The organism is Mycobacterium sp. (genome assembly GCF_025933915.1).
GTDB lineage: Bacteria > Actinomycetota > Actinomycetes > Mycobacteriales > Mycobacteriaceae > Mycobacterium.
This window is the reverse complement of the sequence record NZ_JAICZA010000004.1, coordinates 20087-30692: the sequence shown is the minus strand read 5'-3', so window position 1 is coordinate 30692 and position 10606 is coordinate 20087. Positions and strand designations below refer to the sequence as shown.

The window sequence follows — 10606 nt, the reverse complement described above, 5'->3', positions numbered from 1 at the left end:
CACTCGGCGCCCAGGAGCTAGCGTCCACGAAAATCCGGATCCCGTCGCTGCCGGAAGGCCTCCAGACCCTCCTTGAAATCACCTGTCCGGCAAGATAACTCCAGGTTGAACAACTCCTGGCTCAGCGATTGGTTCAGCGATGCATGCTGGCCGAAGTTCAGGGCCTGCTTGGCCAGCCCGATCGCCGCCGTCGGGCCGGAGGCCAGCCGGCCCACCAACTCCTCGGCGGTGTGGTCGAGTTCGGGGCCGTTTACCGCCTGGTGAATCAGTCCCCAGTCGGCCGCGTCGTGCCCGCCCACCTTCTCACCGAGCAGCAGCATTCGCCGGGCCCGCGCCACGCCGACGAGCCGGGGCAGCAGCCAGGTGGATCCCGAGTCCGGGCTGAAGCCGCGGTCGATGAAAGGTTCCCAGAACACCGCATCGCCGGCGGCCACGGTGAAGTCAGCGGCCAACGCGAGGTTGCAGCCGAATCCCACGGCCCATCCCCGCACGCTGCACACCACCGGCAGCTGAATGCTGGCGACGAGTTCGATCACGCGGTGGGCGGCGTGGGGAATCCGGCGCACCAGATCACCGGTGCGGGGGCGTTGCCCGCCGGGATCGTTGGCGGCCACCCAGTCGGCGCCGGCGCAGAAATCGTCTCCGGCGCCCCGGATGTGCACGGCACGTAGCGAATCATCGGAGGCGGCGTCGGTCAGCGACTCGACCAATGCCCCGATCATCAACTGTGTCAACGAGTTACGCCGGGATGGACGATCGAGCGTCATCAGTAACACCGCACCGTCTCGGTGCACTGTTACCGAACCCTCGGCTCCGGCCGTGTCGGCCCCCTGACTCACCGTCGCCCCGGCCTTTCTCCGCCGATACGGTTACCCATACAGTAGGCAATACGATTGATACGCTGTATAAGTTAGCAAGGATACGCTGCCTGCGAAACATCTCAGGTGAAAGAGGAAATCACGGCCCGCGCCGACGACGATGCAGAGCGCAAGCGATGAGGAGGAGCGGCGCCGATCGTGTCGTCGGCGACGATGCAGAGCGAAGCGATGAGGAGGAGTGGCGCCTATGACCTTGCCGGAGGGGCACGCCGCGTCGACGCGCAGCGACGACGCCAGATTCGGCGAAGCGCCGCTGGCTCAGACCGTGGCCGCCGCCGCCGCCATGCGCCGCATCAGCTCACTGCTGGTGTCCCTCGAGCATCCGCACCGCGCGGTGGACTCGATGCTGGAGAGGTTCGCCGAGTGGGAGAGCGAGCTGTCCGCCGCCGCGCCGGCGGACAACGCGCCGCGCATCGGCGAGATGCCCGACGATCCCCGGCGCGTCTACCTCAACCACGCGACCGACATCGGCGCCTACAACCCGTGCTTTCCCGAGTACCGGTTCACCCAACTCGACTCCGAGAAAGCCCTGGGACGCGTCGACTTCCCGCTGATATACGAAGGGCCGCCGGGACTGGTGCATGGCGGGTTCCTGGGCGTCTTCTTCGACTGCGTCATCCAGCACCACAATTGCGTCACCGGTCTTTCCGGCAAAACCCGATCCTTGGCCGTGACCTTCCGCAGGCCCACCCCGCTGTTGACGGGGCTGGGATTCGACATCACCCGATCCGAGGGCGAACAGGGCATCACGTCGACCGCGCGCCTGCTGCTCGACGACGAAGTGCTGTGTACGGGCGAGGTCGACACGTTGGCGTCACGGCCGGAGAAGCTTGCCGGATCGCGGTTCGGCAGGCGCCGAAAGGAGTCCGATAAATGAGCGTTTCGAGCACCTCTGACGATCGTGTGCTTTTTGACATCGATCCCGAGCGACGCATCGCGACCATCACGCTGAACAATCCCCAACAACGCAACTCCTACGACGCCACCATGCGCGAGGCCGTCGCCCGTTGTCTGGATCGGGTCGCCGAAGACGACGACATCACGGTGGTGTTACTGCGCGGAGCCGAGGGGGTCTTTTCCACCGGCGCCGACATGAACAATGCCTACGGGTGGTACGGCGACAGGGCCACGGCGTCCGATGACGCGGCCGCCAAACGCCGTCCGAGTCAGCGTCGGCGACTCACCGTGGACCGCAAGTCTTTTGGCTTCTATCACAACCTCATGGGCTTCCCGAAGGTGACGGTGGGGGAGATCGCCGGCTACGCGCTCGGCGGCGGCTTCGAGATGGCGTTGATGACCGACATCTCGGTCATCGCGCGCGACACCCGGATCGGCATGCCGGCGACCCGCTTCCTCGGCCCGGCCCTGGGCAGCTTGCACATGTTCTTTCACCGGCTCGGGCCGGTGCTGGCCCGGCGCCTGCTGTTGACCGGTGACATCATCGAAGCGGGCGAGATCGAACACCTCGGAATCTTCACGGACACCTGCGATCCCGGCTCGGTGACGGCTCGGGCGCGCTACTGGGCCGAGAAGGCGGCGAAGATGCCGGCCGACGGGGTCGTCATCGCCAAAGAGGCATTCCGGCTTGTCGAGCAGAGCCAGGCGTACCAGGGCGAGGAGGTCGCCAGCTATCTGTTCCACGCCTACGGCACCAACCTGCAATTCGGGCCGGGTGAGTTCAACTTCGTCAAAACCCGCGCACAGCACGGCGCCAAGGAGGCCTTCCGGCTACGCGATGAGCACTTCCACGTACCGGAACCCGAGGTGTGACAAGCGTTTCGGATACGGCTAGCGATTCGCCGGCGCCTTGGACCGCCCTCGCGCGGTCGACGTCTTGCGCTGCCGGCTTGCCCCCGCCTTGCCTTTCGCCCCGTTGCTCTCGTCGATCAGCCGGCTGGCGTGATCGAGGATGCAGGTGAGCCCGTACTCGAAGTTGGTTTCGTCCGGCGCCCCGATCCGATGTCCTATGCGGGTCACTTGCGCAAGGAGCGGGGTCTTTTCGGGATCGATGGCCACGGCGTCCTCGATGGCGCGGGGGCCCAGATCCGACGATTGGTTCTTTTCGTAAAGCCGTTGCAGCACCACGGATCCACGGACGTGAACCGAAACCGCCGAATAGGTGTCGAACGCATCCTCCGGCGACAGGCCGGCCTGCACCAGATTGGAAACCGCCGCTTCCATCTCCTGTGCGCCCATCCGCGCCGCCTTCGGGGACAGGGCCGCCCGAATCAGAATCAGGTCGCACAGAATGGGGTTACCCATGAACGTCTTACGCATCAAGCGCGCGTGGTTGCGCAGGGTCTCTCGCCAGTCGCTGGCTTCGACATAGGGGGTGGCGAACACGTACTTGCTCAGCGCGCGGTCGGTCATCGCGTTGAGCAGGTCGTCCTTCTTGCGGAAGTACCAGTAGATGCTCGTCACACCGACGCCGAGATGTTTGCCGAGCAACGGCATGCTCAAGTTGTCGATCGACACCTGCTCCGCGAGTTCGAATGCGCCGCTGATGATGTCGTCGGGATTGATGGACCCGCGTTCGCGTCGCTGGCGTTTATCGGCGGTTGCCTGTTTTGCCACTACGGGCACCTCCATCAAAATCAGTTTCGTGCATGCGGTCTGGCAGCCTTACTGCCGGTAAAGTCGAATTTACCGGCTCTTCTGTTCTGACCTGCGTATACGCTTACGTGTCGTATTTTCCCTCTGCTACTGTAATACCTATCGTAGGCTTTTTGGTAAATCGGCTGGACAGGCGAAAATGACCAGGTTAGGGCTACGGATTACGCAATGGATCTAGGGCTGGCGAATGCCACCGCGCTGGTGGTCGGCGGCAGTCGCGGTATGGGCTTGGCCACCGCCCGCTGCCTTGCCGATGAGGGCGCCCGAGTCGCGGTGGTCGGCCGTAGCCGCGACGCGCTCGACTCCGCGGTGACCGATCTCACCCAGCGTGGTAGCCCGGACGCACTCGGACTCGCGGCTGACATCGGGGACGACGCCGCGGTCGACGAGGTGTTCGGCGAGCTTTCCCGGCGCTGGGACGGCGAACTCAACGCTCTGGTCATCACGGTGGGGCCGGGCGCTGCGGGCACTTTCGAGGATCTGACCGACGACCAATGGCGTCAATCCGTCGAAGACGGGGTGCTGGGCATGGTGCGCTGCGTGCGTGCGGCGCTTCCGCTGCTGCGCAAGGCGCAATGGGCGCGGATCGTCAACTTCTCGGCGCACTCGACTCAGCGGCAAAGTGTCATGCTGCCCGCCTACACGGCGGCGAAATCGATGCTGACGAGCGTTTCAAAGAACCTGTCCCTGTTGCTGGCCAAGGACGAGATCTTGGTCAACGTGGTATCCCCAGGCAGCATTGCGTCGGAATCACTGGTCGGCTGGGCGGATTCGGTGGGCGTCGACGGCCACGATCCCTATGCCCTGATGGAGGCCATCGGTAAGCATTTCGGTCATCCCGCGCACATGCCGCGCGCGGGCCTTCCGGAAGAAATCGGCCCGGTCGCGGCGTTCCTCGCCTCGCGGCGCAACTCCTACATGACCGGAGCCAACATCAACGTCGACGGCGGTTCGGACTTCACCTGAGGACAGGCCGAAGAAATCGATTGGCAGACAGAAGGAGTCGACTGTGGCTACGGCAGCAGAGGCGCGCGCGTGGGCGCCCGGCGCATTGCGGGGGATCGGTGATTCCCTCTACACCCCGTTCTGCGGCACCGACGGCGACGACATCGACTGGGACGCCTACCGGGTGCTGGTGCGCTACTGCGTCGGCGATCTCGGGCACCCGATGTTGTGGTGCACCAGTGGCATCGCCGAGTTCTGGTCGCTGACCCTCGACGAGCGCAAACGCCTGCTGGAGGTGGCGGTCGAGGAGGCGCGCGGCATCAACCCCGGTGTGGTGGTGCAGGCATGCACGGCGGCCATGTCGGCGAAGGACTGTGTGGATTTGACGTTGCACGCCCAGGGGGCCGGCGCTGACATCGTTTACATCCAAACGCCGATGATGGAGGCCCACGGCGGCGAAGGCGTGCTGCGCTTTTTCCAATACGTGGCTGCGCGCACGAACATCGCTTTGGGCATGTTCAATTCGCCGTCGTCGGGCTACGTGTTGACCCCGGCCGAGAGCGCACGGGTCTATAACGAGGTGCCCGCGGTGTGCGCCACCAAGGAGGGCGCCTTCCGGCCGGCGAGCAGCCGCATGCTGCATGAGCTGGCACCCGGTCTTGCGGTGTGGGAATGCGACAGGACGGTGTATCGGGCCGGATGGCTGCGCGACGGGATCGTGTGCCCGGCGCAACTGGGTACCGCGGGCTACCTGTTCGAGACGCCGGAGCGCCGATTGTTCTCCGAGTACTGGGATTTGGTGCTCAGCGACAAGCTCGTCGAGGCCATGGACTACGGGCGCGAGTCCGGGCTCGATCAGTTCGACCTCGACGTCGGATCGTGGTGGACGTGCTACCCGGGACGGGCGGACTACTTCACCCACTGGGGTGGCGCCTTCAAGTACGCCGCCTCGTTGCTGGGGCTGCCGATCGGCGCGTATCCGCACTCTCGCCCCCCGCAAGCCGAGCTGCCCGCCGAGGCAAGGGCCCAGATCGAGAACGCCTACCAACGGCTGGGTTTGATCCAAACGGTGTTGCAGTAGAACGGATTACATAGCGAAGCGGGCCCGGTGGGTAACCGGGCCCGCTCCGTCAGCCGGCCGTTTACTGTTGCTCGGCCCGCTCACGCTCCTCGTACGCCTTGGCCTTGCCACGGGCCTTCTCGGCGGCGGCTTCCTTCTTCCCAGCGCTGCGCTGCGCGTCCGCCTTGTCCTGTTGAGCCTTGCCCTCTTCGATCAGGTCATTGTGGCCGATGATGATGCCGACGACCTGTTTGGTCTTCCCGAGGACCTCTTCCACGATGCCCCGAACGAACTCGACCGGGCCGCTCTTGGTGTCAACCATTGCGTCTCCTTCCCCCAAGTGGATGATTGGCTCTTCTACGCATTCCCGGTCACGCGGTGGAGGCAAACATGGCGCCGACGTGTCGATCACCACAACAGCCGCCGGCCGTCGATTCGGGGGGTGCTCGCAGCGGCGGGCCGACGACCGAAAATCGCAGTTAAGTCCCGGTTCACGGGGGCGTGGCCGCAGTTGTGGAATGCGGTACCGATAGGTATACAGTATGGGTACAAACTCGCCAGTTGATCAGCTATGAGGGGACGGTTTTATGAGCGCCGCCGACCGTGTGGTCACCGATGAGGCGGTGCTGTATGGGACCACTGAAACCGGTGTTGCGGTCGTGACCTTCAACCGCCCCGAGCGGCTCAACGCCTGGGGCCCCGACATCTCGAGGTGCTTCTACGCGAGCATCGACCGTGCCGAAGCCGACCCCGAGGTCCGGGTGATCGTGTTGACCGGTGCCGGCAGGGGGTTCTGCGCCGGCGCGGATCTGGGTGGCGCGGGATCGATCGACGACAAGCTGGGCGATGGCGACACCGACGTCACCAAGCTGGTCGGCGACCGCCACCCGTACTTCCTTACCGAGCTGCGCAAGCCGATCATCGCCGCGGTCAACGGGGCGTGCGTGGGCATCGGCCTGACGCACGCCCTGATGTGTGACGTCCGGTTCGCTGCCGCCGGAGCCAAATTCGCCACCGCCTTCACCCGCCGGGGATTGATCGCCGAGTATGGGATCTCCTGGATTTTGCCGAGGCTCGCCGGTTGGGGCGCGGCGATGGACTTGCTGTTGAGCGGGCGCACGTTCTTCGCCGAGGAGGCCGCGGAACTCGGGCTGGTCAAGGAGGCGGTCACACCCGACGAGTTGATGCCCCGCGCCATGGCGTACGCCGAAGACATCGCCCGCAACTGTTCACCGGCGTCGCTGGCGGTGATCAAGCGGCAGGCCTATGGCGACGCGCTGCGCGATGTCGCCGATGTCAGCGCCCGCGCCGAAACACTCATGCACGAGTCGCTGCTGCGGCCCGACGTTGTCGAAGGCATCACGAGCTTCCTGGAGAAGCGGCCACCGCGGTTCCCGCCACTGGCGCCCTAACCAGCCGGAAAGGATCATCATGACCACCCTGAACTATCGACCGATCGACGTCGACAACCACTACTACGAGCCGCTGGACTCGTTCACCCGTCACTTGGACAAGCGGTTCAAACGGCGCGGAGTCCAGATGGTCAACGAGGGCAAGCGGACCTGGGCCGTGATCGGGGACCGCGTCAACCACTTCATCCCCAACCCCACCTTCGACCCGATCATCGTGCCGGGTTGCCTCGACCTGTTGTTCCGCGGCGAGATTCCCGAAGACGTCGACCCAGCCTCGCTGATGAAAGTCGAACGGCTGGCCAGTCACCCCGAATATCAGAACCGCGATGCCCGGATTGCGGTGATGGACACCCAGGACATCGAGACGGTGTTCATGCTGCCGACGTTCGGCTGCGGCGTCGAGGAGGCGCTCAAGCACGACATCGAGGCGACGATGGCGTCGGTGCATGCGTTCAACCTGTGGCTCGACGAGGACTGGGGATTCGACCGTCCCGATCGCCGAATCATCGCGGCGCCGATCGTCTCGCTGGCCGATCCGGCGAAAGCCATCGAAGAGGTCGAGTTCGTGTTGGCGCGCGGCGCCAAACTGGTGCTGGTGCGGCCGGCGCCGGTGCCCGGCCTCGTCAAGCCGCGGTCGCTGGGCGATCCCAGCCACGACCCGGTGTGGGCCAGGCTGGCCGAGGCGGGGGTGCCGGTGGGATTTCACCTGTCCGACAGCGGTTATCTGCACATCGCGGCGATGTGGGGCGGCAAGTCGACGTTCGAGGGGTTCGGCGCGAAAGATCCGCTGGATCAGGTGCTCCTCGACGACCGTGCCATTCACGACACGATGGCCTCGATGATCGTGCATGGGGTGTTCACCCGGCATCCGAAGCTCAAGGCGGTCAGCATCGAAAACGGTTCTTATTTCGTGCATCGGCTGGTCAAACGCCTGAAGAAGGCGGCCAACACGCAACCCCAGCATTTCCCCGAGGACCCGGTGGAGCAGCTGCGCAACAACGTGTGGATCGCGCCCTACTACGAGGACGATCTACCGGAGCTGGCCGAAGTCATCGGTGTCGACAAGATCCTGTTCGGTTCCGACTGGCCGCACGGCGAAGGCCTCGAATCGCCGGTGTCGTTTGTGGAGGAGCTGAAGGGATTCGGCGAGTCCGATATTCGAAAGATCATGCGAGACAACGCCCTGGACCTCTTGGGTGTCCAAGTCGGCTCGGCCGCTTGATGGTCGGGACCCGGTTACTTCCGTGAGCGAATGGACCATCGGGGCGGTTCTTGACGAAATCGCCGGCGTCATCGGCGACCGGACGATGACGGTGTGCGGCGAGCGTCGCAGCACCTTCGCCGAGTCGGCGGACCGCACCCGGCGGCTGGCGAACTTCCTGACGAGCAAGGGATTCGGCGCTCATCGGGAGCGGGCGGACCTGCAGAACTGGGAATGCGGGCAGGACCGGATTGCGCTGGTGATGCACAACGACCTGTACCCCGACATGGTCATCGGGTGCCTCAAGGCCCGAACCGTCCCGGTGAACATCAACTATTACTACACGCCGCGCGAGGTCGGTGAACTTCTCGATTACGTCAAGCCCCGGGCGGTCATCTACCACCGCGCGCTGGGCGCGAAGTTCGCCGACGTCCTCAACCGTGATGGCGGCGACTTGTTGATTGCGGTCGACGACGGCAGTGATGCCCCGCAGCTACCGGGTGCAGTGACTCTGGAAGATGCTCTGGTGCAAGGGGATACCGACCAGCACGTGATCCCGTCGCCGGATGATCTGCTGATGATCTGCACCGGCGGTACCACCGGCCGACCCAAGGGTGTGCTGTGGCGGCAGTCCGACATCTATGTGTCGTCGATGGTGGGGGCAGACCATGCCTGCGCTCAGGAGATCCACGACAAGGTGCGAGGCGCGGCCGGGGCACCGTGGTTCGCGGTGTCGCCGCTGATGCACGCGGCCGGCATGTGGACAGCGTTCTCGGCGATCATGGCCGGGACGCCCGTGGTGATGTACGACACCGGCAAAAAGCTCGACCCGCGATCGGTGTTGGAAACGGCGCAGCGCGAGAAGGTCGGCTTGATGACGATGGTCGGCGACGCCTACGCCGCGCCGCTGGTGGCCGAACTGCGCCGCGGTTCTTACGATTTGTCGTCGCTGTACGCCATCGGCACCGGGGGCGCCGCCACGAACCCGAAATACCAACGCGCCCTTGTTGAGTTGATCCCCCAGGTCACGGTGATCAACGGCTACGGCTCGTCGGAGACCGGAAACATGGGATTCGGCCATAGCCGGCGCGATACGCAATCCGACACGTTCACCCTGCGGGAGGGTGGGCTGATTCTCTCCGAGGACTACAGCCATTTCCTCTCTCCCGGTGAGCCCGAGGTGGGCTGGGTCGCCAGGGAAGGGCGGATCCCGTTGGGGTACTTCGACGATCCCGACGCCACCCGCAAGACGTTTCCCGAGATCGACGGCAAGCGGGTGGTGATATCGGGCGACCGCGCCAGGTTGGAGCCCGACGGCACGTTGCGGCTGTTCGGCCGTGACTCGCTGGTGGTCAATACCGGCGGGGAGAAGGTCTTCGTCGAGGAAGTCGAAGAAGTGCTGCGCGCCCACTCGGCGATCGCCGACGCGCTGGTGGTCGGGCGCCCCAGCGAGCGCTGGGGACAAGAAGTCGTCGCCCTCGTCGAACTCCGTGCGGAAGCCGCCGCCACGGGTGATGAACTGCACACGCACTGCACCACGCAATTGGCGCGGTTCAAGGCGCCCAAGGAGTTCCTTTTCGTCGAGCACGTCCAACGTTTGGGCAACGGCAAGGCCGATTACCGTTGGGCGAAACGTCACGCTACCGGAAGGGCGGCGGCCGCCAGATGAAAGCGATCGATTGCCTGGTCAACGTGCACTTCGGCGAGACCGAGAAGCAACCGGTCTGGATGCTCAAGGTGCGGGACGACTACTTCAAGGGCCCCCAGTCCATGTTCGAGCCCGTCGAGTTGTCCGCGCTGCTCGATGAAATGGACGCCCAGGGTGTGCGCAAAGCCATCCTGATGGACAACCTCGCCAAGCCGTCGGTGACCGCGCGGAAATTCGTCGAGGAGAAGCCCGAGCGGTTCGCCCTGGCGATGGGCGGGGTGAACCTACTGCGTCCGATGCCCTCCCTGCGGGAACTCGCTGCCGTCGTCAACGACCTGCCCGTCGCGTATGCGGCTGTGGGGCCCAGCTTTTGGGGCGACGGCCAGTACCCGGCCAGCGACGCCGTCTATTACCCGCTCTACACCAAATGCGCCGAGCTCGAGCTTCCGCTGTGTATCAACACCGGCATTCCCGGGCCGCCCATCCCCGGGGAGGTGCAGAATCCGATCCACCTCGACCGGGTCTGCGTGCGATTCCCGGAGCTGAAATTGTGCATGATCCACGGCGCGGATCCCTGGTGGGACATCGCGATCAGATTGTTGATCAAATACGCCAACCTGCGCCTGATGACGTCGGCGTGGTCGCCCAAGCGGTTGCCGGACAGCCTGCTGCACTACATGCGGACCCGCGGACAGGGCAAGGTGATCTTCGCTTCCGACTGGCCGGTACTGAAAATGCACCGCGTCGTGCCCGAGGCGGCAGCGCTGGATCTGCCCGCCGACGTGCTCGAAAACTATCTCTATAACAATGCGCAAGAATTCTTCTTCGGTGGCCAGGAGGAACGCTGAG

The 10606-nt window shown here is 64.8% G+C and carries 11 protein-coding genes; 8 read left to right on the top strand and 3 right to left on the bottom strand.

Annotated elements, in window-relative coordinates; all coding sequences use genetic code 11:
- Positions 1-17: 17 nt before the first annotated feature.
- The gene (locus Q0W90_RS01110; protein WP_297698004.1) at positions 18-839 is read right to left on the bottom strand and encodes an enoyl-CoA hydratase-related protein; all 822 of its coding nucleotides are present in this window, start codon (positions 837-839) and stop codon (positions 18-20) included.
- Between the two features lie 226 nt (positions 840-1065).
- On the opposite strand from Q0W90_RS01110, the gene Q0W90_RS01105 reads away from it, so the two are divergent.
- Entirely contained in the window at positions 1066-1755 is a 690-nt protein-coding gene (locus Q0W90_RS01105) for a hypothetical protein (protein WP_297698006.1), read from the top strand.
- A complete protein-coding gene (locus Q0W90_RS01100) occupies positions 1752-2648 on the top strand; it encodes an enoyl-CoA hydratase/isomerase family protein (RefSeq protein ID WP_297594609.1) in 897 nt (298 codons plus the stop codon). The genes Q0W90_RS01105 and Q0W90_RS01100 overlap by 4 nt, the downstream gene beginning before the upstream one ends.
- Before the next feature lie 18 nt (positions 2649-2666).
- On the opposite strand, the gene Q0W90_RS01095 is transcribed toward Q0W90_RS01100, so the two are convergent.
- On the bottom strand, positions 2667-3467 hold the full coding sequence (locus Q0W90_RS01095; RefSeq protein ID WP_297594615.1) for a TetR family transcriptional regulator: 801 nt from the start codon (positions 3465-3467) through the stop codon (positions 2667-2669).
- 192 nt (positions 3468-3659) lie between these two features.
- Here Q0W90_RS01095 and Q0W90_RS01090 point away from each other — a divergent pair, with 192 nt between their 5' ends.
- Positions 3660-4457: an SDR family oxidoreductase gene (locus Q0W90_RS01090; protein WP_297698007.1), complete on the top strand. Its 798-nt coding sequence runs from the start codon at positions 3660-3662 to the stop codon at positions 4455-4457.
- Positions 4458-4500: 43 nt separating this feature from the next.
- Positions 4501-5517, top strand: a complete 1017-nt coding sequence (locus Q0W90_RS01085; protein ID WP_297772729.1) for a dihydrodipicolinate synthase family protein — start codon at positions 4501-4503, stop codon at positions 5515-5517.
- A 61-nt stretch (positions 5518-5578) separates the two neighbouring features.
- Here Q0W90_RS01085 and Q0W90_RS01080 read toward each other — a convergent pair whose 3' ends face one another.
- Positions 5579-5818, bottom strand: coding sequence for a CsbD family protein (locus tag Q0W90_RS01080; RefSeq protein ID WP_225326652.1), 240 nt, complete (start codon positions 5816-5818; stop codon positions 5579-5581).
- Positions 5819-6083: 265 nt separating this feature from the next.
- Here Q0W90_RS01080 and Q0W90_RS01075 point away from each other — a divergent pair, with 265 nt between their 5' ends.
- Genes Q0W90_RS01075 through Q0W90_RS01060 form a run of 4 tightly spaced genes read left to right on the top strand, consistent with a single transcriptional unit; the run spans position 6084 to position 10605 of the window.
- Positions 6084-6908 (top strand): enoyl-CoA hydratase, encoded by an 825-nt coding sequence (locus Q0W90_RS01075; RefSeq protein WP_297698008.1) that lies wholly within the window; start codon positions 6084-6086, stop codon positions 6906-6908.
- A 19-nt stretch (positions 6909-6927) separates the two neighbouring features.
- Positions 6928-8130 (top strand): amidohydrolase family protein, encoded by a 1203-nt coding sequence (locus Q0W90_RS01070; protein WP_297594626.1) that lies wholly within the window; start codon positions 6928-6930, stop codon positions 8128-8130.
- Between the two features lie 22 nt (positions 8131-8152).
- The gene (locus Q0W90_RS01065; protein ID WP_297772726.1) at positions 8153-9778 is read left to right on the top strand and encodes an acyl-CoA synthetase; all 1626 of its coding nucleotides are present in this window, start codon (positions 8153-8155) and stop codon (positions 9776-9778) included.
- Positions 9775-10605 (top strand): amidohydrolase family protein, encoded by an 831-nt coding sequence (locus Q0W90_RS01060; protein WP_297594630.1) that lies wholly within the window; start codon positions 9775-9777, stop codon positions 10603-10605. Before Q0W90_RS01065 ends, Q0W90_RS01060 begins: the two co-directional genes overlap by 4 nt.
- Position 10606: the final 1 nt, after the last annotated feature.